We start from the raw sequence: 24,995 nt of genomic DNA on the forward strand, positions 1-24,995 counted from the left end.
GAACGGGGGAGTGGGGGTCAGAGCTCGCCGACGTCGGTGACGCGCAGCACCGCGCGGCCCTCTTCGTCGGAGGCCGCCAGATCGACCTCGGCGCTGATGCCCCAGCCATGGTCGCCGTTGGGGTCGGCGAACGCCTGGCGGACGCGCCACAGGCCGTGCGCCGCGTCCTCCTCGATGGACAGGAGCTTGGGGCCGCGGGCGTCGGGCCCGGTGCCGAGGTCGTCGTACTCGTCCCAGTACTTGTCCATCGCCTCGCCCCACGCGTCCGCGTCCCAGCCGGACTCCGCGTCCAGCTCGCCGAGCGCGGTGAGGTTGTCCAGGGCGGCCAGCTCCACCCGGCGGAACATCGCGTTGCGCACGAGGACCCGGAAGGCGCGGGCGTTGGCCGTGACCGGCTTGACCTCGTCGGCCTTCTCCTGCGCCTCCTCGGCGGTCTGCACCTCGGGGTTGGCGAGCTGCTCCCACTCGTCCAGCAGGCTGGAGTCGACCTGGCGGACCATCTCGCCGAGCCAGGCGATGAGGTCTTCCAGGTCCTCGGTCTTCAGGTCGTCGGGGATGGTGTGGTCCAGCGCCTTGTACGCGCTCGCCAGATAGCGCAGGACGATGCCCTCGGTCCGCGCGAGCTCGTACCAGGAGGTGAACTCCGTGAAGGTGAGCGCCCGTTCGTACATGTCGCGGATCACGGACTTGGGCGAGACCGGGTGGTCGCCCACCCACGGGTGCGAGGTCTTGTAGACGTTGTAGGCGTGCCAGAGGAGCTCCTCCAGCGGCTTGGGGTAGGAGATCTCCTGGAGGCGCTCCATGCGCTCCTCGTACTCGACGCCGTCCGCCTTCATCCGCCCCACGGCCTCGCCGCGCGCCTTGTTCTGCATCGCGGCGAGGATCTGGCGCGGGTCGTCGAGGGTCGACTCGACGACCGAGACCATGTCGAGCGCGTAGGAGGGCGACTCCGGGTCCAGCAGGTCGAAGGCGGCCAGCGCGAAGGTGGACAGCGGCTGGTTCAGGGCGAAGTCCTGCTGGAGGTCGACGGTGAGCCGGATCGTGCGGCCCTCGGCGTCGGGGGTGTCCAGCTGCTCCACCACGCCGCCGTCGAGCAGCGAGCGGTAGATCGCGATGGCCCGGCGGATGTGCCGCAGCTGCGCCTTGCGCGGCTCGTGGTTGTCCTCCAGGAGGTGCCGCATCGCCTCGAAGGCGTTGCCCGGCCGGGCGATCACCGAGAGCAGCATGATGTTGGTGACCCGGAAGCGGGAGGTCAGCGGCTCGGGCTCGGAGCCGATCAGCTTCTCGAAGGTGGTGTCCGACCAGGCCACGAAGCCCTCGGGGGCCTTCTTGCGGACCACCTTGCGGCGCTTCTTCGGGTCGTCGCCGGCCTTGGCGAGCGCCTTCTCGTTCTCGATGACGTGCTCGGGCGCCTGCGCGACGACATACCCCGCCGTGTCGAATCCCGCCCGGCCCGCGCGGCCCGCGATCTGGTGGAACTCCCGGGCCCGCAGGGTGCGCACGCGGGTGCCGTCGTACTTCGTCAGAGCCGTGAACAGCACCGTGCGAATGGGGACGTTGACGCCGACGCCGAGCGTGTCCGTGCCGCAGATGACCTTCAACAGGCCTGCCTGGGCGAGCTTTTCGACCAGGCGGCGGTACTTGGGCAGCATGCCCGCGTGGTGGACGCCGATCCCGTGGCGGACGTAACGGGACAGGTTCTGGCCGAACTTGGTGGTGAAGCGGAAGTTGCCGATCAGGTCGGCGATCTTGTCCTTCTCCTCGCGTGTACACATGTTGATCGACATGAGCGACTGCGCCCGCTCGACCGCCTGCGCCTGCGTGAAGTGCACGATGTAGACGGGCGCCTGCCTGGTTTCGAGCAGCTCGGTCAGCGTCTCCGTGATGGGCGTCGTGACGTACTCGTACGAGAGCGGCACGGGCCGGGTCGCCGAGCGGACCACGGTGGTCTCACGGCCGGTGCGGCGCGTCAGGTCCTTCTCGAACATCGAGACGTCGCCGAGCGTGGCCGACATCAGGACGAACTGGGCCTGGGGGAGCTCCAGGATCGGGATCTGCCAGGCCCAGCCGCGGTCGGCCTCGGCGTAGAAGTGGAACTCGTCCATCACGACCTGGCCGATGTCGGCGTGCTTGCCGTCGCGCAGCGCGATGGAGGCGAGCACCTCGGCGGTGCAGCAGATGACGGGCGCGTCCGCGTTGACGGAGGCGTCGCCGGTCAGCATGCCGACGTTCTCGGTCCCGAACAGCTTGCACAGGTCGAAGAACTTCTCCGAGACCAGCGCCTTGATCGGCGCGGTGTAGAAGGTCACCTCGTCCCGGGCCAGCGCCGCGAAGTGCGCACCCGCCGCCACCAGGCTCTTTCCCGAGCCCGTCGGGGTGGACAGAATGACGTTGGCCCCCGAGACGACCTCGATCAGCGCCTCCTCCTGGGCCGGGTACAGGGTGATGCCCTGTTCCTCGGCCCAGGTGGAGAAGGCCTCGAAAAGGGCATCGGGGTCGGCACTCGGCGGCAGCTGATCGATAAGGGTCACGACCCCATCTTGCCTGGCGCGGGACCGTAAGCGGGAACCGGCCACCGACGCCAAGATCATCACGGGTAGGCTGCCGGCTCGGGCCGTCCACGGACGGGCCGTCAACGGGGCTTGTCGGCAAGAGGGATGGGGCGGGGCGCGGCCATGATGGGACCAGCACACTCACTGTCGGGGGCCGCGGCCTGGCTCGGGGTGGGCGCTGCCGCTGCCGCCGCCGGGCACCCCATGCCATGGCCGGTGCTCGCCGTCGGCGCCCTCATCACGGCGGGCGCGGCCCTCGCCCCCGACCTGGACCACAAGTCGGCGACCATCTCGCGCGCGTTCGGGCCGATCTCCAAGGGCCTGTGCGGCATCGTGGACGAGCTCTCGCACGCGGTCTACAAGGCGACCCGGGGCCCCGGCGACCCCCGCCGCAACGGCGGCCACCGCACCCTCACCCACACCTGGCTGTGGGCCGTCCTGATCGGGGCGGGCGCCTCGGCGGCGGCGGTGTTCGGCGGGCGCTGGGCGGTCCTCGCGATCCTCTTCGTGCATCTGGTGCTGGCGGTGGAAGGCCTGCTGTGGCGGGCCGCCCGCGTCTCCAGCGACGTACTGGTGTGGCTGCTCGGCGGGACGAGCGCGTGGATCCTCGCGGGCGTCCTCGACAAGCCGGGCAACGGCTCGGACTGGCTGTTCGCCGGCCCCGGCCAGGAGTACCTGTGGCTGGGCCTGCCGATCATTCTCGGCGCGCTGGTGCACGACATCGGCGACGCCCTGACGGTCTCGGGCTGCCCGATCCTGTGGCCCATCCCGCTGGGCCGCAAGCGCTGGGCTCCGCTCGGACCGCCGAAGGGCATGCGGTTCCGTGCGGGGAGCTGGGTGGAGCTGAAGGTTCTGATGCCGGCGTTCATGGTGCTGGGGGGTTTGGGGGCGGCGGGCGCGCTGAACTTCATCTGACCCCGGCGTCGCGCTTCCCTGCGGGGGTGGGGGGTTCGGGGGGTGGTTTGGCGTGCGGGGTTGGCCGTGCCCGTTTGCGCAGTTCCCCGCGCCCCTGAGGCCGCCGTCCGCCGTTGCCCGGGGCCGCCCCTTGCGCAGTTCCCCGCGCCCCTGGGGTGGTGCGGTTCGTCTTTGTCCGTCGGTGGTGGGTGGTTGCTCGCGCAGTTCCTCGCGCCCCTGAGGGGGGTGCGGTTTGTTTGTGTCGGTCGGTTGTGTGTGGTTGGTCGCGCAGTTCCCCGCGCCCCTGGGGGGGGTGCGGTTTGTTTGTGTCGGTCGGTTGTGTGTGGTTGCTCGCGCAGTTCCTCGCGCCCCTGGGGGTGCCGTCTGTCTTTGTTTGTTGGCTGTGTGGGGTCCCTTGTGGCCCTACGGGCGCCGTCCGGGACAGCGCCCTGAAGGGGCGCGGGGAACTGCGCGAGCAACCACGCACGGTCTGCTGTGAAAGACGGACGGTGGGGGCCCGCGCCGCGGTGCTGGGAAGCAGCGCGTTCCAGGGGCGCGGGGAACTGCGCGAGCAACCACGCACGGTCCGCAGCGAGAGAGGGACGGTGGGAGCCCGCGCCGCGGTGCCGGGGAGCAGGGTGTCCAGGGGCGCGGGGAACTGCGCGAGCAACCACGCACGGTCCGCAGCGCACAGACGGCCCGGGGCCACCCCGAGCGTGCCGGGCCGCACCTTGCCCCGAGGGCGCCCCGGCGCAGCCGAGCACGCCGAGCCGCACCCTGCCCCGAGGGCACCCCGGCCCAGCCGAGCGTGCCGGGCCCCCGCCCCGAGGGCCGCCCGCGCGCCGCAGGCTAGCCGTGCCAGGACCGCCAGAGCGCGGCGTACGCGCCCCCCGCCGCCACCAGTTCCTCATGGCTGCCCAGCTCCGCGATCCGCCCCCGCTCCACCACCGCGATCACATCCGCGTCGTGCGCGGTGTGCAGCCGGTGGGCGATCGCCACCACCGTGCGGCCGTCCAGGACGCGCGCCAGGGAGCGTTCCAGATGGCGGGCCGCCCGGGGGTCGAGCAGGGACGTCGCCTCGTCCAGGACCAGCGTGTGCGGGTCGGCCAGGACCAGGCGGGCCAGCGCGATCTGCTGGGCCTGCGCCGGGGTGAGGGCGAGGCCGCCCGAGCCGACCTCCGTGCCGAGACCGTCGTCGAGGGCGCGCGCCCAGCCGTCCGCGTCGACCGCCCCGAGCGCCGCCCACAGCTCGGCGTCGTCGGCGCCCGTGCGCGCCAGGAGCAGGTTGTCGCGCAGCGAGCCCACGAAGACGTGGTGCTCCTGGTTGACCAGGGCCACATGCTCGCGCACCCGCTCCGCCGGCATCCGCGAGAGCTCCGCCTCGCCGAGCGTGACGCTGCCCCGGCGCGGCGCGTAGATCCCCGCGAGCAGCCGGCCCAGCGTCGACTTGCCCGCCCCCGAAGGACCGACCAAGGCGACCCGGGTGCCCGGTGCCACCGAGAGCGACACCTCGTGCAGGACGTCCACGCCCTCGCGGTAGCCGAAGCGGACCGCGTCCGCCTCGACCTGCCGGCCCGAGGGGCGTACCTCCTCGTCGCCGGTGTCCGGCTCGATGTCGCGGACCCCGACCAGACGGCCGATCGAGACCTGCGCCACCTGGAGCTCGTCGTACCAGCGCAGAATGAGCCCGACCGGCTCGACCAGCATCTGGGCCAGGAGCGCGCCCGCGGTGAGCTCGCCCACGGTGATCCAGTCCTTGAGGACGAAGACCCCGCCGATCGTCAGCACGGACACCATGATCGTCATATGGGTGATGCTCACCACGGGGAACAGCACCGAGCGCAGGAACAGGGTGTACCGCTCCCACGCCGTCCACTCCCTGACCCGCTGGTCCGAGAGCGCGATCCGCCGCGCCCCCAGCCGGTGCGCCTCGACCGTGCGCCCCGCGTCGACCGTCTCCGTCAGCGCGGCGGCGACCGCCGCGTACCCGGCGGCCTCCGAACGGTAGGCGGCCGGGGCCCGGCGGAAGTACCAGCGGCAGCCCGTCACCAGGACCGGCAGCGCGATCAGCACCGCGAGGGCCAGCGGCGGGGCCGTGACGCCGAGGGCGCCGAGCAGCAGCGCCGCCCACACCACGCCGATGGCGAGCTGGGGCACGGCCTCACGCATCGCGTTGGCCAGGCGGTCGATGTCCGTGGTGATCCGGGACAGCAGGTCGCCCGTGCCGGCCCGTTCGAGCACGCTGGGCGGCAGGCCGACCGAGCGCACCAGGAAGTCCTCGCGCAGATCGGCCAGCATCTCCTCGCCGAGCATGCCGCCGCGCAGCCGGACGATCCGTACGAAGACCGTCTGCACGACCAGCGCGGCCGCGAACAGGGCGGCCACGCGCCCGAGTTGGAGGTCGCGCACCCCCGTCGAGAGGTCCTCGACGACGCCGCCCAGGAGATAGGGGCCCACCATCGACGCGATCACCGCGACGGCGTTGGTCCCGATCAGGATCGCGAACGCCCCGCGGTGGCGCCGCAGGAGTTCCCGTACGTACGCACGGACGGTGGCCGGGGTGCCCACCGGCAGGGTGGTGGCCGACTGGGGGGCCGCCGGGTCGTACTGCGGTGCTGCCACGCCGATCATGCCGACTCCTCCACTTTCTCCATCGCCCGCGCCTGCTCCTCGTCGGTCTCCCGGGTGACGACCGCCCGGTAGCGGGCGTCGGTGTGCACCAGTTCGCGGTGCAGCCCCACCGACACGACCTCGCCGTCGTGTACGAACACGATGCGCTCGGCCACGTCGAGCAGCAGCGGCGACGAGGTGAACACCACCGTGGTCCGGCCGGCCCGCAGTCGCTTGATGCCCTCCGCGACCCGCGCCTCGGTGTGCGAGTCGACCGCCGAGGTCGGCTCGTCGAGCACAAGGACCTCGGGATCGGTCACCAACGACCGTGCCAGCGCCAGGCGTTGACGCTGTCCGCCCGACAGCGACCGGCCGCGCTCGGTGATCCGGGTGTCCATCGGGTCGCCGTCACTGATCACCGACGCCTGGGCGAGCGCCTCCAGCACGTCCTCGCAGCGCGCCGCCGCGAGCGCGTCGGCCGCCTCGACCTGTCCCGACGACGGGACGTCGAGCAGCTCCCGCAACGTGCCGGAGAGCAGCACCGGGTCCTTGTCCTGGACGAGGACTGCGGTACGGGCGCGCTCGAGCGCCAACCCGTCGAGGGCGACCCCGCCGAGCAGTACCGAGGGCAGCCCGCCCGGCTCGGCGGCATGCCCGCCGAGCCGGTCCGCGAGCCGTCCCGCGGCGTCCGGGTCGCCGCACACCACGGCCGTGAACCGGCCCTCGGGTGCGAGAAGCCCGGTCGCCGGGTCGTACAGATCACCGGTCGGCAGATCCGCCGGCGGCCCGGACGACACCCCCGTGTCCGTCCCGGCCGGGTCGGTGACCCGCTGGAGCGCGAGCACCCGCGCCGCCCGCTTCGCGGAGGGCCGCGAGAACGAGTACGCCATCGCGATCTCCTCGAAGTGCTGCAAGGGGAACAGCATCAGCGTCACCGCGCTGTACACGGTGACCAGTTCACCCACCGCGATCCGCCCGTCCAGCGCGAGACGCGCGCCGTACAGGACCACCGTGATGAGCAGCAGCCCCGGAAGCAGCACCTGGACCGCCGAGATCAGCGACCACATGCGGGCGCTGTGCACGGCTGCCCGGCGCACCTCCTGGGAGGCCTCGCGATAGCGGCCGAGGAACAGCTCCTCGCCACCGATGCCCCGCAGCACCCGCAGCCCCGCGACCGTGTCGGACGCCAACTCGGTGGCCCGGCCCGCCTTTTCGCGCTGAAGGTCGGCACGCCGGGTGGCGCGCGGCAGCAACGGCAGGACGGCCAGGGCGAGTACGGGCAGCGCGACGGCGACGACCACGCCGAGCGCGGGCTGGTAGATCAGCAGCCCGACGCAGATGACGACCAGCGCGCCGGCCGAGGCCGCGAACCGTGACAGCGCCTCGACGAACCAGCCGATCTTCTCGACGTCACCGGTGGAGACCGCCACCACCTCGCCGGCCGCGACCCGGCGGGTGAGCACCGAGCCGAGTTCGGCCGTCTTGCGCGCGAGCAACTGCTGCACCCGAGCGGCCGCCGTGATCCAGTTGGTGACCGCGGTGCGGTGCAGCATCGTCTCGCCGACCGCGATGGCCACGCCGAGCAGCACATTGAGCGCGGCGGCGAACGCGAGCCGGTCGCCCGAGCGGTCGACGGCGGCCTGTACCGCGAGGCCGACGGTCAGCGGCAGCCCGGCGATGCCGCACTGCTGGAGCAGGCCCCACCCGACGGCCTTGAGCTGGCCGCCCAGCTGGTTGCGCGCCAGCCAGTACAGGAAGCGGGGCCCCGAGCGGACATCGGGTTCGCCGGGATCCGAATAGGGAAGATCGCGAATCTGCATGGTGTCCCGGGCTTCCTCGCGTCGAGTGGCTGGAGCCGTGCAAGGTTCGCCCTTCGTGCCCGCGGATTTCAATCGATTTTTCCGCGTTGGGGCCCAGAACCCGCCATCGCCCACTCCCCGGGTCTGGCGCCCCGGCCGCGCTCGCGCTTCACTCCTGGTCCATGAGACGACGAAGGATCATGTCCATGCTCGGCGGCCTGACCCTGGCCGCCGGTCTGGTGCTCGGCGCGGGCCCGGCCGCGGGCGCCGACACCCCGCCCGCCGAGTTCGGCACCGACTGGCACGACCCGCTGACCGCGGCGCCTCCGGTGACGACCCCGCACACCAGGTCCTGCCATGTCACCCTGGCCGAGGCCCAGTTCCGCGACTTCACGCCGTACAAGGGGAGTTACACGCCTCCCAGGGGCTGCGGCGACCGGTGGAGCAAGGTGGTGCTGCGCCTCGACGGCAAGGTCAAGGGGCGCCAGTACGACCGGCTCGGCTATCTCCACGTCGGTGGCACCGAGGTGTTGCGCACCTCCACGCCGGAGCCCTCCGTGGACGGCATCGCCTGGAACGTCGAGAAGGACGTCACCCGGTACAGCGCCACCTTCCGCTCCGCCCAGCCGGTCGAGATGCTCATCGGCAACACCGTGAACGACACCTACACCGGGGTCATCGACGTCAAGGTGACGCTCACCTTCTACGCCGCCGAAGGGCGCACCCCGCCCGCCGCGACCCCCGACACGGTGCTTCCCCTCGACACCCCGCGGGTGACCACGCCCCGCAACGCCGAGCGCGTCGTCGCCGAGGTGTATGCGACCGGATCGGGGGGCGGCTGCGAGGAGTTCTGGTATTTGGCGGTTCCCGAGCCCGCCCCGTACTCCTGCAAGGCGCCGGCCGGCCCCAACCGGGAGGTGCAGGTCAGGGTCGACGGTCAACTCGCCGGCATCGCCGCGCCGTTCCCCACGGTATGGACGGGCGGCTGGTCCAATCCCTTCCTCTGGTACGTCCTTCCCGCGCCCCGGGCCTTCGACGTGAAGCCCGTCGAGTACGACCTGACGCCGTACGCGGCCCTGCTCAACGACGGCCGCCCGCACCAGGTCGAGGTGTCCGTGGCCGGGGTTCCCGCCGGACAGGACGGCTGGTCCACGCCCACCAACCTCCTCATCTGGCAGGACGCGGGGAGGCAGGTCGTCACGGGCGCGCTGAGCCGGCACGAGGAGACGGCCCCCGTCAACTCGACCAATTACAAGCCGAGTTCGGCCGAACTGCGGCTTGACGCCACCGGCGAGCACCGGCTCACCACGGCCGGATACCTCGACACCTCGCACGGCCGCGTCACCACGACGGTGACCCGCTCGGTGACGTCCGACTCGACGCACCGCTGGACCGAAGGCGAGAACCTCGATGCGCTGAAGGCGAGTTGGCACGACGACCAGAGCGTCACGACCTCCGGCCGGGGCCCCGCGGTGACCGTCCGCGACAACCGTACGTACACGATGGACGGCACGACGACCATCGGCGCGGACGGCAGGCTGCGCACCGCCATCACCCTCGGCGACCGTGCGGACTCCCTGACCCTGCGCGGCGCGCGCCCCACCGCCTTCTCCCACCTCGACGACACCTATCGCGGTGACGCCTCCTGGACCATGAACGTGCCGCGCGAGCAGCGCCACGCGACCGGTACCTCCGCCGAGCGCTACCGCCTCTACGGCTCGGACGGCTGCTACGACCGGAGCCTGAAGACGGCCCAGGGCGCCCTGACCGAGGACGTCCGGTACTGCTGAGCCACCGTCCGCCCCCGGCCCGCGCGGCCGGGGGCGGACAGTGGCCTCACGCCTCGGCGGGCTTCTCGGAGTCCATCCCGGGGCGGGACCTGCGCCACTCGCCCCGGGTGAAGTCGGGGATCTGCTGCGGCAGGCCCCGCTCCTTGATGGAGCGATGGCTCAGCGGGACCGGCGAGGTCCAGGTCGCCGCGTCGTACACGTCGAAGTCGGGCACCAGGCCCAGGCGCATGCACTGCATCAGCCGGAACACCAGCATGTAGTCCATCCCGCCGTGTGCGCCGGGCGGGTTGGCGTGCTCCTTCCACAGCCAGTGGTCCCACTCGGCGTACTTCGAGAAGTCGCCCCAGGCGTCGTCCCGGTGGTCCGCCTCCAGATAGATCCGTTCGGGATAGTCCTCGAAGAGACCCTTGGTCCCGCCCAGGCTGTTGATCCTGCTGTAGGGGTGCGGCGTCGACACGTCGTGTTCCAGGCGGATCACCCGCCCCTTCGCGGTCGTCACCAGGCTGATCGTGCGATCGCTCCCGATGTACGTCTCCCTCCAGCTCGGGTCGCCCTCAGGCATGTGGGCGGCCCGGTACTGTGCCAGGCCCAGCGAGGGCGAGCCGACACTGACGATGCTCACCGCCCGGTCACCCCGGTTGAGGTCCATGTAGTTGGCGACGGGGCCGAAGCCGTGGTTGGGGTAGAGGTCGCCGCGCAGCCGGGTGTGCCAGAGCCTGCGCCAGGGGCCCTCGTAGTAGGAGGGGTCGAACATCATCGAGCGCAGATCGTGGTTGTACGCGCCCGCCCCGTGCAGCAGATCCCCGAACTTGCCCGCGTGCGCCATGCGCAGCACCCGCAGCTCGTTGCGCCCGTAGCAGCAGTTCTCCAGCTGCATGCAGTGCCTGCGGGTGCGCTCGGAGAGGTCCACCAGCTCCCAGAGCTCTTCGAGACGGAGCGCGACGGGACACTCCACCCCGACGTGAACTCCGTTCAGGAGCGCCGACTTGGCGATCTCGAAATGGGAGTCCCAGGGCGTGGCCACATGCGCGAAGTCGATGTCGCCGCGCTTGAGGAGTTCCTCGTAGTCGTGGTCACCGTGGACGTAGACGGCGGGGGAGGGCTGTCCGGCGGCCGTGACCTTGGCGGCGGCCCGCTCGGCCTTCGCCTTCACCGGATCACACAGGGCCACCACCTTGACGCCCGGCACGGCCAGATACAGATCGATCATCGCGCCACCGCGGTTGCCGAGGCCCACCATCGCGACGCGCACGGTCGACCGCCGCTGGAACGGCACCCCGATCATGGTGCTGCCCTGCCGCCGGGGGCTTTCCTCCTCCGGCTCCGCCGCCTCGGCGGACTGGCCGAACGCCCCGAGACCGAGCCCGGCGCCGGCCGCTCCCGCGGTCCACAGCACGGAGCGCCGGCTGACGTCGTGGTGTTCCGGACGTGCGTCGTTCATCGAGCCTCCTGGTGAGCTACAGGAATTCCGTGGGCTGACGACCGCGCGACGTCAACCGACCCAGGGAGCGACCCTGAAGGTGGGGTGCGTGCCGCGCAGGAGCGCCGCCGGTCTCTTGATACCGGCCCAGGCAGGCCCGATGGCGTTTCATCGGAAGGGCGACCGCGCGTGTCGGCCACCGGACGTCAGCAGCGGCGCTCCGGGTCTCCGTCCACCAGGGCCGTCAACAGCCCGCCGAGCACCTCGCGTTGATCATCCGTCAGGGGGGCCAGGATCTCCTCGGCGGCCCCCCGACGGGCGCCCCGCAGCGCGCGCAGCGTGGCGCGGCCCGCGTCGGTGAGCTCGATGCGGATCACCCGGCGGTTGGTCGGATCGGGCACCCGGCGCACGTCCCCGCTCTCCTCCAGGGCGTCGACCAGGCTGGTCACGGCGCGGGGCACGACCTCCAGGCGCGCGGCGAGATCGGCCATGCGCGGCGGCTCGGGCCAGTGGGCGACCGTGCGCAGCAGCCGCGCCTTGGCGGGCGTGATGCCCACCGGCTCCAGGTGCTGCTTCTGGATCCGGTGCAGTCGGCGGGTCAGCCGCAGCAACTGCTCGGCGAGCATGCCGTCGGCGTCGGGGGCCCGGGAAATAGGTGGCTGCATACGGGAACAATAACAGGACCCTGTTCATTGTGAGTATAGGTAACAATGAGCTATGCTCCCGAAGTCGTCACCGCTCCCGCCCCCGCCGGGCGGGCGCCCTCACCCCTGTCGAAGGAGCCCATGCGCCCCGAAACATCCACCTGGACGCCCCCGCCCCGCGGCACCGAGCCGCAGGAACCGGCGCAGATCCGCCGTATCCTCGGCCTCTTCCGCCCCTACCGTGGCCGGCTCGCCGTGGTCGGCCTGCTCGTCGCCGCCTCCTCGCTCGTCTCGGTCGCCTCGCCGTTCCTGCTGCGCGAGATCCTCGACGTGGCCATTCCGCAGAACCGCACGGGCCTGCTGAGCCTGCTGGCCCTCGGCATGATCGCCACGGCGGTCGTCAACAGCGTCTTCGGTGTCCTTCAGACGCTCATCAGCACCACCGTCGGCCAGCGCGTCATGCACGACCTGCGCACCGCCGTCTATGCCCAGCTCCAGCGAATGCCGCTGGCCTTCTTCACCCGGACGCGCACCGGCGAGGTGCAGTCCCGCATCGCCAATGACATCGGCGGCATGCAGGCGACCGTCACCTCCACCGCGACGTCATTGGTCTCCAACCTGACGGCCGTCGTCGCCTCCGTCGTCGCGATGCTCGCGCTCGACTGGCGCCTGACCTGCGTCTCGCTGCTTCTGCTGCCGCTCTTCGTGTGGATCAGCCGCAGGGTCGGCCGGGAGCGCAAGAAGATCACCACCCAGCGCCAGAAGCAGATGGCCGCGATGGCCGCCGAGGTCACCGAATCGCTGTCCGTCAGCGGCATCCTGCTCGGCCGCACCATGGGCCGGGCCGACTCGCTGACCAAGAACTTCGCCGCGGAGTCCGAGCGCCTCGTCGACCTCGAAGTCCGCTCCAACATGGCCGGCCGCTGGCGGATGTCCACCATCGGCATCGTCATGGCCGCCATGCCCGCCGTCATCTACTGGGCGGCCGGCATGGCCCTCCAGACCGGTGGCCCCGCCGTCTCGATCGGCACCCTGGTCGCGTTCGTCACGCTCCAGCAGGGCCTGTTCCGGCCCGCCGTGAGCCTGCTGTCCACGGGCGTCCAGATGCAGACCTCGCTCGCCCTGTTCCAGCGGATCTTCGAATACCTCGATCTGCCGGTGGACATCACCGAGCCCGACGAGCCGGTACGGCTGCCGGCGGCGCGCGGCGCGGTCCGCTTCGAGGGCGTCGACTTCCACTACGACGACACGCAGGAACGGCCCACCCTCTCCGGCATCGACCTGACTGTGCCCGCCGGGGGAAGCCTGGCCGTCGTCGGCCCGACCGGCTCCGGAAAGTCCACGCTCAGCTATCTGGTGCCGCGTCTGTACGACGTGACGGGTGGCCGCGTCACCCTCGACGGCGTCGACGTGCGCGAGCTCGACTTCGACAGCCTGGCCCGGGCGATCGGCGTGGTCTCCCAGGAGACCTATCTCTTCCACGCCTCGGTCGCCGAGAACCTGCGCTTCGCCAAACCGGAGGCCACCGACGAGGAGTTGGAGTCGGCGGCCCGCGCGGCCCAGATCCACGACCACATCGCCTCGCTGCCCGACGGCTACGACACCCTGGTCGGTGAGCGCGGCTACCGGTTCTCCGGTGGCGAGAAGCAGCGCCTGGCCATCGCCCGGACGATCCTGCGCGATCCGGCGGTCCTCATCCTCGACGAGGCCACCAGCGCGCTCGACACCCGTACCGAACACGCGGTGCAGCAGGCCATCGACGCGCTCTCCGAGGGGCGCACCACCATCACGATCGCCCACCGTCTGTCCACCGTGCGCGACGCGGACCAGATCGTCGTCCTCGACGGCGGCCTGATCGCCGAGCGCGGCACCCACGAGGAGCTCCTCGAGCGGGACGGCCGGTACGCGGCGCTGGTCCGCAGGGACGCCGAGCCGGCCCCCACGCGCGGGTGAGCCCGCGCACGGCCACGGCCGGCGCCCCGGCCACACGGCGAGCCCGGTCATATGTCTGATCCATCCCATATGCGGGGGTAGCGTGCCGCCATGAGCGAGACCACGTACCGCCGAAGCCGCCGGCTGACCCGCCGTGGCCGACTGCTCCTGCTGTTGTTCGCGCTGCTCCTGTCGGCGGGTGTGGTGCTCGTCCTGGTCCTGCGCGAGACCGGCGCTCCGGCCAGAACCCTCCTCGTCCCCGAGGGGTGGCGCGCCACGCAGGTGTACGCGGCCGTCGACAAGCGCCTGGAGCTGGCGCCCGGCACCACGCGCCGAGCCGCGTCGACGGCGAACCTCGACCTTCCGGCCGAGGCCAGGGGCAACCCCGAGGGCTATCTGTTCCCGGCCACCTATCCGGTCACGGACGACACGACCCCGGGCGGGCTGCTCGCGTACATGGTCCAGACGGCCAACAAGCGCTTCGGGCAGGACCGCATCGCCGAGGGCGCCCGGCGCGCGGGTCTGTCGGTCTATCAGGTGGTGACGATGGCCGGGATCGTGCAGGCGGAGGCGGACACCCCGGCCGACATGGGCAAGGTGGCGCGCGTCATCCGCAACCGGCTCGCCCACGGCATGCCGCTCCAGATGGACTCGACCCTGAACTACGCACTGAACCGCTCCACGCTCGCCACGACCACGGGCGACACCAAAATCGACAGCCCGTACAACACCTATGAACGCAAAGGACTGCCGCCCACGCCCATCGGCAACCCCGGCCGGCAGGCCCTCGACGCCGCCATCGACCCGACCCCCGGCACATGGCTGTACTTCGTGACGGTGGCCCCCGGGGACACGCGCTTCACCGACAGCTATGCCCAACACCGGCTGAACGTCAGCGAGTTCAACGAAAACCGCAAGAGCCACAAGGAGACGGACGGGACAGGCTGAAGGCGTTCGTTCCCAACGGACGGGACAGGCTGAACGCGTTCGTTCCCAACGGACGGGACAGGCTGAACGCGTTCGTTCCCAACGGACGGGGCGGGCTGAAGGCGTTCGTGGCGTTCGTTCCCATCGGGCAGGGCCGGCTCAAGGCGCCCCGTTCCCGTCGGCGCCGGCTGAACCTCGCCTGGCTCACACCCCCACGGCCTCGCGGTCGAGCAGCCGCCGGATCTCCCGCACCGCCGCCCGCCCGGCCCGGTTCGCGCCGATCGTCGAGGCGGACGGGCCATAGCCCACCAGATGGATCCGTTCGTCCCTGGCCGCCCTCGTTCCTTCGAGGCGGATGCCGCCGCCCGGCTCGCGCAGCCGCAGCGGGGCGAGGTGATCGATGGCCGGGCGGAAGCCGGTGGCCCACAGGATGACATCGGCCCCGATGCTCCGTCCGTCGTCCCACGCCACCCCGTGCTCGGTGATCCGGTCGAACATCGGCAGCCGGTCCAGGACACCACCGGCCCGCGCCGCCCGGACGGCGTCGTTCAGGGGCAGCCCCGTCACCGAGACCACGCTCGCCGGCGGCAGCCCCAGCCGCACTCGCTCCTCGACCAGGGCGACGGCGTCGCGCCCGGCCTCCTCGTCGAAGGGGCCCTCGCGGAAGACCGGCGGCCGCCGCGTCACCCAGGTCGTGTCCGCCGCGACCCCGGCGATCTCCATCAGGTGCTGGGTGCCCGAGGCCCCGCCACCCACCACGACCACCCGCTGCCCCCGGAAGGCGTCGGGGCCCGGATAGTCCGCGGTGTGCAACTGCCGCCCCCGGAACGTCTCCTGGCCCGGATAGCGCGGCCAGAACGGGCGGTCCCACGTCCCGGTGGCGTTGATCAGCGCACGGGTGGCGTAACCGCCCTCCGAGGTCTCGACGAGCAGCCGCCCCGCCTCGCCCTCCCGTACGGCGCTCACCTCGACGGGCCGGTGCACCCGCAGGTCGAAGGCGTCCTCGTAGGCGGCGAAATACGCGCCGATGACCTCGGCGGAGGGGCGGTCGGCGGACGCCCCCGTCAGCTCCATGCCGGGCAGCGCGTGCATCCCGTGGACTTTGCCATAGGTGAGCGAGGGCCAGCGGAACTGCCAAGCGCCGCCCGGCCGCGGCGCGTGGTCGAGCACCACGAAGTCCCGGCCGGGCTCCAGGCCCGCCTTCCGCAGGTGGTACGCGCCGGACAGGCCCGCCTGCCCGGCGCCTATGACCACCACGTCCATCGCGCGCACCCCGGAGTCGTTCACGGTTCTACCAACCTCCCAGGGGCCCGGGATCTTCCCGGGAGGCGCTCAGCGGCCGCCGCCCACCAGGAGCGGGGCCCCGCCGGGCGCCGAGGCCGGACGCCCGTTCGCGGCGGGCACCCCGAGCAGCGGGGAGGCCGGGATCGTCGGGAGCAGCCCGCGAGCCGCCAGCTCGGGCGTCACGCCCTCGCCGAACCAGTACGCCTCCTCCAGATGCGGATACCCGGAGAGCACGAAGTGCTCGATGCCGAGCGCGTGGTACTCCTCGATCCGGTCGGCCACCTCGCCGTGGCTGCCGACCAGCGCCGTGCCCGCTCCGCCCCGCACCAGGCCCACCCCCGCCCACAGGTTCGGCGAGATCTCCAGAGCGTCCCGCGAGCCGCCGTGCAGGGCCAGCATCCGCTGCTGGCCCACCGACTCGCTTCGGCCGAGCGCCTGTTGGGCCGCCGCGATGGTCTCGGCGTCGAGATCGCCGAGCAGCCGGTCGGCCGTGGCCCATGCCTCACGCGAGGAGTCCCGCGAGATGGTGTGCAGCCGGATGCCGAACCGCACCGTGCGCCCGCGCTCCTCCGCGAGTCCCCGGATCCAGTCGATCTTCTCCTTCACCTGGGCGGGCGGCTCGCCCCAGGTCAGATACACATCGGCGTGATCGGCGGCCACCGGCCCGGCCGCCGCCGAGGAACCCCCGAAGAAAATCTCCGGCAGCGGGTCCGGCGGCAGCGCGGTCAGACCGCCCTCCACCTGGTAGTGCTCGCCGTCGAAGTCGTACGGCCGGCCGCGCCAGACGCCGCGTACGACCGAGAGGAACTCCGAGGTGCGGGCATAGCGCCGGTCGTGGTCGAGGTGGTCACCGAAGCGGCGCTGCTCGGTGGAGTCGCCTCCCGTCACCACGTTGAGCAGCAGCCGCCCGCGCGTGATCCGCTGGTAGGTGGCCGCCATCTGCGCGGCGAGCACGGGGGAGATCACCCCGGGCCGGAAGGCGACGAGGAACTTCAGCCGGTCGGTGTGCTGGGCGAGCGCGGCCGTCGTGAGCCACGCGTCCTCGCACCAGGTGCCCGTAGGGGTCAGCACCGCCTCAAAACCCAACTGCTCGGCCGCTTTGGCGATTTGGGTCAGATACGCGATGTCGGGCGCGCGCACCCCGGTCACCGGGGCGATCCCCGAGCGCTTGAGGCCACCATCGGTGTAGGCGTGCCGGTCGACCAGGGTCCGGCCGTCACCGCCGGTGGGCAGGAACCAGTGCAGGTGAACGGTCATCAGGAAGAGGCCTTTCCGTACGAACGGGGCGTGGTGGTGGAGGCGGGCAGCGTGCCGTTGAAGCGGGTGTCGACGTAGTCCTTGAAGGCGAAACGGTGCGGTATCAGCCGGAGATCGGCGAAGGTGTCGGCGATCCGCTGCTCGGAGGAGACCGCCGCGTCGTCCACGGCCACCGGGACCCGGGTGCCGTTGCTGCGGCGCACCGAGTCGAGCGCCACCGTGTAGGGCAGCCCGGTCTCCTTCGACCAGACCTTGGCCCAGGCCTCGGGGTGCTTGAACACCCACTCCTGGGCGCGGTTGAGCCGCTGGAGGTAGTCCCCGATGGCCCGCGCCTTCGCCGGGTTCTTCAGCGCGGCGGGCGAGGCGACCTGGAACCCGAGGCCGTTGACGGTCCCCTCGCCCGTCGCCAGCACCCGCCCCTTCCCCGAGCCGAGGACCTGGGCGGTGTACGGATCCCACACCGCCCAGGCGTCGACCTTGCCCCGGTTGAACGCGGCCAGCGCGTCGGCGGGTTGGAGGAGCTTGACCTGGACGTCCCCGATGCCGAGCCCGGCCTTCTTCAGGGTGGCGAGAAGCTGGTAGTGGGCGGAGCTTCCCTGCGCGACGGCGATCGACTTGCCCCGCAGGTCCGCGGGGTGCTTCAGCGGGGAGCCGGGGGCGACGAGGATCGCCTCGCCGGCGGACGAGCCATGACTGGCCGCCACGACCTTGATCCTGGAGCCCGCGCCGGCGGCGAACACCGGCGGCGTGTTGCCGACCGCGCCGATGTCGACGGCCCCGGCGTTGACCGCTTCGAGCAGGGGTGGCCCCGAGGTGAACGTGGACCACTTGATCTTGTAATCGAGGTGGTCGAGCTCGCCGGCTGCCTTGAGGAGTGACTCGGAACCTCCCTTCTGGTCACCGGCGTTGAGCGTGAGGGAGCCGGAGCCGGAGCCGGATCCTGAACCAAGCCCGGTCCTGGAGTCGGCGGCCGGGCTGCCACCGCAGGCGGCGAGCAGCAGGGCGAGCGGCGGGAGCAGGGCGGGCAGGAGGTGGCGTCGCATGGGTGGGTGCTCTTTCTCGTGGATCGGAGGTCGTGGGTCGTGGGTCGGTGGCGTGGGTCAGCGGGAGGAGACGGCGGGTTGCTGTACGCCCAGTTCGGCGAGGAGCGCCGAGCGCAGCGCGGCGAAGCCGGGGGCGCCGACCGTGCGGGGCCGGTCGAGGGCGACGGGGGTGTCATGCGCGATGGCGCCGTCCCGCATCACCAGGACGCGGTCGGCGAGCAGCAGCGCCTCGTCCACGTCGTGCGTCACCAGCAGGACCGCGCAGCCGCGCCGCTGCCACAGCTCGGCGACGAGCTGCTGTGCCTTGATCCGGGTCAACGCGTCGAGCGCGCCGAACGGTTCGTCGAGCAGCAGCAGATCGGGCTCGCGCACCAGGGCTCTGGCGAGCGAGGCGCGCTGGGCCTCGCCACCGGACAGCGTTCGGGGCCACGCACCGGACCGGTGACCGAGGCCCACCTCCTCCAACGCGCTCTGGGCGACGGCCCGTTGAGGCTTTCCCGGAAGTCCGAGCAGGACATTGCGCCACACCCGCTTCCACGGCATGAGCCGGGGTGACTGGAAGGCGACGGCCCGCCGCTCGGGGACGAGCACCGTGCCCTCGATCTCCCGGTCGAGACCGGCGAGCACCCGCAGCAGGGTCGACTTGCCGCAACCGCTGCGCCCGAGCAGCGCGGTGAACTCGCCCGCCCGCAGGGTGAGATCGAGTCCGTCGATCACGGGGCGCCCGTCGAAGGCGCGGGTCAGGCCCTCGACCCGTACGGCGTCGGCGTCGGCCGAGGGGGTCACTGGCCGGTGAAGGTCGGTCGCCATTGGAGCAGCAGCCTTTCGAGAGTGCGGACGACAGCGTCGGCCAGCAGGCCGAGGAAGGCGTAGACGACGAGGCAGACGACGATCACGTCCGTGCGGAAGAACTCGCGGGCCTGGTTCATCAGGAAGCCGATGCCGGCGTCCGCGTTGATCGACTCGCCGAACACCAGGGCCAGCCAGGCGGTGGCGAGGGAGTAGCGCAGCCCGGTCATCGCGCCGGGCAGCGCGCCCGGCAGCACCACATGACGCACCAGTCCCCAGCGGCCGAGGCCCAACGCCTGGCCCGCTTCGACGAGTTGGGCATCGACGCCGCGGATTCCGGCGTACACGTTCAGATAGAGGTGGAAGGCCACACCGAGCGCGATGAGGGCGACCTTGGGGGCCTCGCCGATGCCGAGCCAGATGATGAACAGCGGGATCAGGCCCACCCAGGGCACGGTGCGCAGCATCTGCACGGTGGCGTCGATCAGGTCCTCGCCCAGCCGGGAGAGCCCGGAGGCGAGGGCCAGGACGATGCCGGCCGCGCCGCCGATGAGCAGGCCCACGGCCACCCGCTGGAGCGAGATGCCCATCGCCGACGGCAGCGTCCCGTCCCCGACGAGATCGGCCCCGGCGCGGGCGACCGTACCGGGCGAAGCCAGGGTGTCCGGGCTCAACACCCCACTGGCGCTGAGGACTTGCCACAGAACGAGCAGGGTCACGGGACCCACGGTGCGGCGCAGCCAGCGCGGCACCGAGCGCAGCCGACCGCCCCGGGACGTGAGGGGTACGACGATTTCCAGAGGGGGGCCGGCGGGCGGGGCGGGGGCGAGCCCGCCGGATGGGGCGGTCGTGTCCGGCGGGGCATGGTCGACGGTCATGGGGACTCCATGGGTCAGGGCAGCGAGAAGCGCTGGGGGAGGGGCGGACCCCGGGGCGTGCTCGGCCGCCGCACGACGACGTCGCCCCGTGCGGAGCCCGCCCCCACCGGAGGCGGGTGCGGGGCGTGACGGGCCGTGCGTGGGCGGGTGCGTGCGACGACTGCGAGGCAGGGGGCGGTCGGGCAGGGGACGGTGAGGTGGGAACCGCCGGGCGCGGCACGTTCCGGAAAGCCGCGAGGAAGCCTCGGGACTTGAGGACGCCTCAGGAGAACCTTCGGAACGCCCGCGTGACGCCGCGAAGAACGCGAGGCGTCAGACGCGGCGAAGGCGGGATCGGTGACCGCGGTCGGCCGAAGCGGCTGAGGGGAAGGGGCTCGGCCGTCGGGCGGGTGGGGTCAGGAGGTCAGCAGCCGCGGCGACAGGCGGCGGACGCCACCCGCAGCAGGTCGATGTGACCGCGCGTGGTGAGCAAGGCTGAACGTGACATGGCGTGAACGTAGCGACCCGTTCCGGACCGGGTCAACGGTGTCTCGCCGGTCGGACGCGCGATCTTGCCCCTCGGGCACGCCGTCGGTGCGGCTGCCGGGCGTACGCGGAGTGTGCGCGGGAAGATGGGAGGCATGTCCGACGCCTTCACCACCCACGTCCTGAACATCACCACCGGCTCCCACGAGACGGTCACCGATCTCACCGGGGACTGCGAGGAGTTCCTGCGCCGGCACGCGGCCGGCCGCGACGGTCTGCTCAACGTGTTCGTGCCGCACGCCACCGCCGGCGTCGCCGTCCTGGAGACCGGCGCCGGCAGCGACGACGACCTGCTCGCCACCCTGCACACCCTGCTCCCCGCCGACGACCGCTGGCAGCACCGCCACGGCAGCCCCGGCCACGGCCGCGACCATGTGCTGCCGGCCCTCGTCCCGCCGCACGCCACCCTGCCCGTCGTCGGGGGACGGCTCGCCCTGGGAACGTGGCAGTCGGTGTGTCTGGTGGACACGAACAAGGACAATCCGAACCGCGAGGTGCGGCTGAGTTTTCTCGGTTGAGTCCGGTGAAAGGAACTTTCCCCGTAGGGGAGTTGGGGGTGTGGCATCATAGCCGCGTCGTTCTCCCGGAGTGGGGAAGCCGAATCCGGGGAACCAGTCGAATCGGCATTGCAACGGCCTGCTTCTCCAACGTGGAAGGCGTGGAAGGCTAAGGATGAAGGTGTCTGGCTCTGCGTTACCGTCGCCGGAGGACCGTCGGCTCAGGCGCCGTCTCAAAAAGGTTCGTCACACGTGTGAGGCGCTGCTCGCGGAGTGGGGCATGGAGCACGGCTGCGGCATCGATGAACTGCACCGCTACCTCAGTGCGCAGAACCGGCGTCCGATCCATCTGATTCCGATGCCCTTCCCCGAGCGCCATCTCTTCGGACTGTGGCTGAAACTCGACGATTTCGACATCATCGCCTACGAGAAGGCGGCATCCGCGTCACACAAAGAACACATCATCGCCCATGAGCTCTCCCATATCGCCTTCGCGCACCGGGGCTCCGTGGAATTCGATCACACTGATACGAGTCAGTTGTTCACGAATGCCGAACCGGCGGCGGTTCGGAGCATGTTGATGCGTTCCCGCTACAGCGACGACGAGGAACAGGAAGCCGAGACGATGGCCTCGTTGATCCTGGCCCGCGCCACCAAGCGCTGGCTGGAACCCGCCTGGGGCGTTCCCGAGGAGGCCGCGGAGATCGTCGCCCGCATCGAGAACGGCGTCGGCCACCCGGACCCGTCATGAACACGGTCAATGGAGTCCTCACCTGGGTCTGCGCGTTCGGCGGGATCGCCGCCTTCGGCTACCGTCTCCCGGATCTGCTGCGCAGGAGGCAGGACGTCGCCCTGTGGGCGCTGTGTGTCTACTTCCTGTGTTCCGGGATCAGTTTCCTGGTCGACCTGGACGCGCTGCGGGTGCACATCTCCGCGCTGTTCGGACTGCCCAACATCACGTCGCTGATCGTCCAGGTCGCCGTCGTCGTCCTCACCGCGGCCCAGCAGGTCGTCCTCGTGTACTGGTCGTCGCCGCCCGAGGAGGCCCGCCACCGGGCCCGGCGCCGGGTGCTGTTCTTCGGCGCCGCCCTGTGCGTCCTGGTGGTGGCGTCCCTCGCCGTCAGCCCGGTCGCCAGCGCCAAAACGGCCACCTCCACCATCCTGCTCAGCATCCAGGACGGCCAGTACGCGCTGTACATGTCGTTCTATCTCGTCATGTGCGGTGTGGGGCAGTTCGAGACGGTCCGGCTCTCGCTGCGCTTCACCAAGATGGCCAACCGGCAGTGGCTCAAGGTCGGCATGCGCACGGTGACCGTCGGCGCGAGCCTGATCCTGGTCTACTGCGTCACCCGCAGCATCCAGATCGCCGGGACCCGGCTGCACTACGACGCCTCGGCCCTCGACCCGATCCAGTGGTCGTGCGGCACCATCGGAGCCCTGCTCCAGATCACCGGCTGGACCATCCCGTCCTGGGGCATCCATCTCACCCGCGCCGCGGGCTGGCTGCGCAGCTACCGCTCCTATCTGCGGCTGCGCCCCCTGTGGTGGGCGCTCTACCAGGCCTCCCCGGACATCGCGCTCGACCCGCCCCGGTCCTGGGCGCGCGACCTAGTCCCGCCGCGCGACCCGCACTACAGCCTCTACCGGCGGGTCATCGAGATACGCGACGGCCAGCTGATGCTCCGCACCTCGCTCTCACTCGCCGACTTCTCGCGGGTGGCCCGCTCGCTGGGCCTGCCCCAGGACCCGACCTCTCCCCTCGGTGAGGCGCTCCAGGTGCGGGCCGTCCTGGACCGTCCGGCCGAGGAGCGGGACGAGCAGGCCGACGCCGCCGACATCCCGGCGCGACCGCCGTACGACGACTTCCGTGACGAGGTGGAGTGGCTGACCCAGGTGGCGTCCTCGTTCACCGCGCTCACCCAGGGCCGGGCGGTGCGCGCACCCGACAGAATCCCCTCATGACACAGCCGCCCCATCCCGCTGCCGCGCCCTCCGGCAGGGCCGCCCGCGAGACGCTGACCGGCCTGGCGCGTAAGGAAGTCGTACGTCTGGTGGCGCTGGACGCGGCACAGGGGGCGAGGGCGGCCCTGCCCGCGGTGCGCGCGCTGCTGAGAAGCGTCCCGGAGCTGTCCGCCGAGCCGGCCGCGGGGGGCGGCGAGGACAGCGACCTGCTCGCGGCACTGGCCGAACTGTGCGAAGTGATCGGCTGGATCCTCTTCGACGCGGGTTCGGACCAGGCGGCCCACCGCATGAACACCCGGGCCCTCGCCCTCGCCGACCTCTGCGGCGACCGGGCCGTCGCCCGACTGGTGCTGCTCAACGACAGCATGCTGCACGCCCGCGCCGAACGGCCGCTGGCCGCCCTGGAGTCCGCCGCCCGGGTGGCCGGACCCCGCCCCCTGCCGACCCTGGTCGCCACCCTCGTCCTCGTGCGCCGGGCCCATGCCCTCGCCCTGCTGGGCGCGTCCCGCCCGGCCGAGCGCCTCATCTCCCGCGCCCGGAGCCGGTTCCTCGACGGCGCCTCGCCCCACGACCCGCCCTGGGCCTGGTGGATCGACCAGGCCGAACTCACCGGCCACCACGGCTGGGTGCTGGCCAGGCTGGGCGCCCGGGACCGGGCGATCCCCCTGCTGCACGAGGCCGCCACGGCACCCGGCCCCTCCTACCGCGACCTGTTCACCGCGGAGTTGCTCCAGGCGCTGGCCGGCGCCCGGGCCTGGAGCGAGGCCGAGGACCTCATCGTGGACATCGCCCCGCGCGCCGCCGGCATCGGCTCCGCGCGTACGACCCAGACCCTCACCAGGACCGCCACCCGGCTGCGCGGATGTGCGAAGGCGCCCGCGAACCTGCGGGACGCGGCGGTCCACCTGCTGGAGTCCGTGCCGCCGTACCCCGGCGGCCGAGGCCGTCCCTCCCGTTAGGGCCCGCCAGGACCGGCAGGGCACCACCCCCATCAGAACCCGACAGACAGGGATCACATGCTGCACATCAGGGTGTCCACGCCCGCGGCCGCCGCTCTCGTGGCGGTCGTTCTTCTCCTCACGACCGGCGGGCAGGTGTCCGAGGTCGCCTACGGCAAACCGGTCGCCCCGGTGGCGCAGCAACAGACCGCCACCGGCAGCGCCTATCTGGCGACACACCTCTACTTCGGGACGGGCCGCCACAACGGTCAACCACCCATAACCGACGAGCAGTTCATGAAGTTCGTCGCGGACGTGATCACCCCGCGCTTCCCCTCCGGGCTCACCATCCAGCAGGGCCGCGGCCAGTGGCGCGACAGGAGCGGCAGCATCAACCGGGAGATCTCCTACGAGCTGACCGTGCTCTATCCCACCCGCGAGGCCCGCGCCCACAACCTCGACATCGAGTACATCCGCGCCCTGTACTGCTCGATGTACGGCCTGGAATCCGTCGGGCGGGCCGACGTCAACGCCCAGGCCGACTTCTGACCGGTCCGGCCCCGGCCCCCGGGCGGGGGGTGCTCACAGTGCGAGCCGGCGTACGACGAAGACCATCGCGCCGAGCAGTACCAGGACCGCCCCCGTGATCAGGGAGTCCAGGTCCGTGACCCCGGTGAGCGCGAACCGGCGCCCGCCCGCCTGCGCCGCGCTCTCGCGGGGCGCGGCGGACGCGGCCGTCGCGCCCGTGGCACGCTCAGCGCGTGCCGGGGGGCCGGCGCCGGCCGCCGGGGAGGGGGAGTCCGGGGCACAGTCCAGTACGCCGGCGACGTCCTGACGGAAACCGCCGGGGCCAAGGACGGTGAACCGGTAGCTCTGCCCGTCGGCGACCGGGACCAGGACGGTGCGCGATCCGCCGGGCTCCACGGCGGCCGCGACACCCGCAAGACGGAAGGTGAACGGCTCGTCGCCCCCGTTGTTGGCGGTGACGGCCACACCGCCGCGGGCGCAGTCGTCCGCCGCGCTGACGGACGGCTGGGGCCCCCGCGCGGGCAGTGCCGCTCCGGTGCTCGCGACCGTCGCGACGGTCGCGAGCACAACGGCCCAGCGGGCCGCCCTCCGCTTCGGTGCGTACCTCACAAGGAGCCCTTCGGGCCGGGCGCGACAGGGGGACGTCCTCCAGTACGCGACCGAGCCGCCCGGTGTTCAACGCCGGGCGGCGGAGCATGAGTTGGGGTGAAGAGGGTCCCTCGTCAC

The 24,995-nt window shown here is 71.8% G+C and carries 20 protein-coding genes; 9 read left to right on the forward strand and 11 right to left on the reverse strand.

Features of this window, described 5'->3' with window-relative positions:
• Nucleotides 1-17: 17 nt before the first annotated feature.
• Nucleotides 18-2,591 (reverse strand): RNA helicase, encoded by a 2,574-nt coding sequence (locus N4G70_RS06690; RefSeq protein WP_261711521.1) that lies wholly within the window; start codon nucleotides 2,589-2,591, stop codon nucleotides 18-20.
• 84 nt (nucleotides 2,592-2,675) lie between these two features.
• Here N4G70_RS06690 and N4G70_RS06695 point away from each other — a divergent pair, with 84 nt between their 5' ends.
• Entirely contained in the window at nucleotides 2,676-3,467 is a 792-nt protein-coding gene (locus tag N4G70_RS06695) for a metal-dependent hydrolase (protein ID WP_261711522.1), read from the forward strand.
• Between the two features lie 828 nt (nucleotides 3,468-4,295).
• Here N4G70_RS06695 and N4G70_RS06700 read toward each other — a convergent pair.
• Complete coding sequence (locus N4G70_RS06700; protein WP_261711523.1) at nucleotides 4,296-6,077, reverse strand: ABC transporter ATP-binding protein; 1,782 nt, start codon at nucleotides 6,075-6,077, stop codon at nucleotides 4,296-4,298.
• Nucleotides 6,074-7,876: an ABC transporter ATP-binding protein gene (locus N4G70_RS06705; RefSeq protein WP_261711524.1), complete on the reverse strand. Its 1,803-nt coding sequence runs from the start codon at nucleotides 7,874-7,876 to the stop codon at nucleotides 6,074-6,076. Before N4G70_RS06705 ends, N4G70_RS06700 begins: the two co-directional genes overlap by 4 nt.
• Nucleotides 7,877-8,037: 161 nt before the next feature.
• Between N4G70_RS06705 and N4G70_RS06710 the strand changes: the two genes are divergently transcribed.
• Nucleotides 8,038-9,645 carry a peptide-N4-asparagine amidase gene (locus tag N4G70_RS06710; RefSeq protein ID WP_261711525.1) on the forward strand — a complete coding sequence of 536 codons (1,608 nt, stop codon included), beginning with the start codon at nucleotides 8,038-8,040 and terminating at the stop codon, nucleotides 9,643-9,645.
• A 46-nt stretch (nucleotides 9,646-9,691) separates the two neighbouring features.
• Here N4G70_RS06710 and N4G70_RS06715 read toward each other — a convergent pair whose 3' ends face one another.
• Together N4G70_RS06715 and N4G70_RS06720 are read right to left on the reverse strand one after the other, a co-directional pair.
• Complete coding sequence (locus N4G70_RS06715; RefSeq protein WP_261711526.1) at nucleotides 9,692-11,086, reverse strand: Gfo/Idh/MocA family protein; 1,395 nt, start codon at nucleotides 11,084-11,086, stop codon at nucleotides 9,692-9,694.
• Nucleotides 11,087-11,271: 185 nt separating this feature from the next.
• Nucleotides 11,272-11,730: a MarR family winged helix-turn-helix transcriptional regulator gene (locus N4G70_RS06720; RefSeq protein WP_261711527.1), complete on the reverse strand. Its 459-nt coding sequence runs from the start codon at nucleotides 11,728-11,730 to the stop codon at nucleotides 11,272-11,274.
• 120 nt (nucleotides 11,731-11,850) lie between these two features.
• Between N4G70_RS06720 and N4G70_RS06725 the strand changes: the two genes are divergently transcribed.
• Together N4G70_RS06725 and mltG are read left to right on the forward strand one after the other, a co-directional pair.
• Entirely contained in the window at nucleotides 11,851-13,662 is a 1,812-nt protein-coding gene (locus N4G70_RS06725) for an ABC transporter ATP-binding protein (RefSeq protein ID WP_261711528.1), read from the forward strand.
• A 90-nt stretch (nucleotides 13,663-13,752) separates the two neighbouring features.
• A complete protein-coding gene (gene mltG, locus N4G70_RS06730) occupies nucleotides 13,753-14,589 on the forward strand; it encodes an endolytic transglycosylase MltG (RefSeq protein WP_261711529.1) in 837 nt (278 codons plus the stop codon).
• A gap of 183 nt (nucleotides 14,590-14,772) precedes the next feature.
• Here mltG and N4G70_RS06735 read toward each other — a convergent pair whose 3' ends face one another.
• From N4G70_RS06735 to N4G70_RS06755, 5 genes are all read right to left on the reverse strand, one after another.
• Complete coding sequence (locus tag N4G70_RS06735; protein WP_388729963.1) at nucleotides 14,773-15,831, reverse strand: NAD(P)-binding domain-containing protein; 1,059 nt, start codon at nucleotides 15,829-15,831, stop codon at nucleotides 14,773-14,775.
• Between the two features lie 69 nt (nucleotides 15,832-15,900).
• Nucleotides 15,901-17,109, reverse strand: a complete 1,209-nt coding sequence (locus N4G70_RS06740; protein ID WP_261711532.1) for an LLM class flavin-dependent oxidoreductase — start codon at nucleotides 17,107-17,109, stop codon at nucleotides 15,901-15,903.
• The gene (locus N4G70_RS06745) at nucleotides 17,109-18,152 is read right to left on the reverse strand and encodes an ABC transporter substrate-binding protein (RefSeq protein WP_261711533.1); all 1,044 of its coding nucleotides are present in this window, start codon (nucleotides 18,150-18,152) and stop codon (nucleotides 17,109-17,111) included. The genes N4G70_RS06740 and N4G70_RS06745 overlap by 1 nt, the downstream gene beginning before the upstream one ends.
• Nucleotides 18,153-18,209: 57 nt before the next feature.
• A complete protein-coding gene (locus tag N4G70_RS06750) occupies nucleotides 18,210-18,962 on the reverse strand; it encodes an ABC transporter ATP-binding protein (RefSeq protein WP_261711534.1) in 753 nt (250 codons plus the stop codon).
• Complete coding sequence (locus N4G70_RS06755; RefSeq protein WP_261711535.1) at nucleotides 18,935-19,819, reverse strand: ABC transporter permease; 885 nt, start codon at nucleotides 19,817-19,819, stop codon at nucleotides 18,935-18,937. The genes N4G70_RS06750 and N4G70_RS06755 overlap by 28 nt, the downstream gene beginning before the upstream one ends.
• A gap of 620 nt (nucleotides 19,820-20,439) precedes the next feature.
• On the opposite strand from N4G70_RS06755, the gene N4G70_RS06760 reads away from it, so the two are divergent.
• The 5 genes from N4G70_RS06760 to N4G70_RS06780 all read left to right on the forward strand — a co-directional run bounded on the left by N4G70_RS06760 (nucleotide 20,440) and on the right by N4G70_RS06780 (nucleotide 24,290).
• A complete protein-coding gene (locus tag N4G70_RS06760; protein ID WP_261711536.1) occupies nucleotides 20,440-20,862 on the forward strand; it encodes a YjbQ family protein in 423 nt (140 codons plus the stop codon).
• A gap of 259 nt (nucleotides 20,863-21,121) precedes the next feature.
• Nucleotides 21,122-21,592, forward strand: a complete 471-nt coding sequence (locus N4G70_RS06765) for an ImmA/IrrE family metallo-endopeptidase (RefSeq protein WP_120725627.1) — start codon at nucleotides 21,122-21,124, stop codon at nucleotides 21,590-21,592.
• Complete coding sequence (locus N4G70_RS06770) at nucleotides 21,589-22,803, forward strand: MAB_1171c family putative transporter (RefSeq protein ID WP_261711537.1); 1,215 nt, start codon at nucleotides 21,589-21,591, stop codon at nucleotides 22,801-22,803. Before N4G70_RS06765 ends, N4G70_RS06770 begins: the two co-directional genes overlap by 4 nt.
• Complete coding sequence (locus N4G70_RS06775) at nucleotides 22,800-23,762, forward strand: DNA-binding protein (protein ID WP_261711538.1); 963 nt, start codon at nucleotides 22,800-22,802, stop codon at nucleotides 23,760-23,762. Before N4G70_RS06770 ends, N4G70_RS06775 begins: the two co-directional genes overlap by 4 nt.
• Nucleotides 23,763-23,819: 57 nt before the next feature.
• Nucleotides 23,820-24,290, forward strand: a complete 471-nt coding sequence (locus N4G70_RS06780) for a DUF3574 domain-containing protein (RefSeq protein ID WP_261711539.1) — start codon at nucleotides 23,820-23,822, stop codon at nucleotides 24,288-24,290.
• A 33-nt stretch (nucleotides 24,291-24,323) separates the two neighbouring features.
• Here N4G70_RS06780 and N4G70_RS06785 read toward each other — a convergent pair whose 3' ends face one another.
• A complete protein-coding gene (locus tag N4G70_RS06785) occupies nucleotides 24,324-24,878 on the reverse strand; it encodes a phospholipase domain-containing protein (protein ID WP_261711541.1) in 555 nt (184 codons plus the stop codon).
• Between the last annotated feature and the right edge of the window lie 117 nt (nucleotides 24,879-24,995).

This window comes from Streptomyces sp. ASQP_92 (genome assembly GCF_025399895.1).
Taxonomy (GTDB): Bacteria; Actinomycetota; Actinomycetes; order Streptomycetales; family Streptomycetaceae; genus Streptomyces.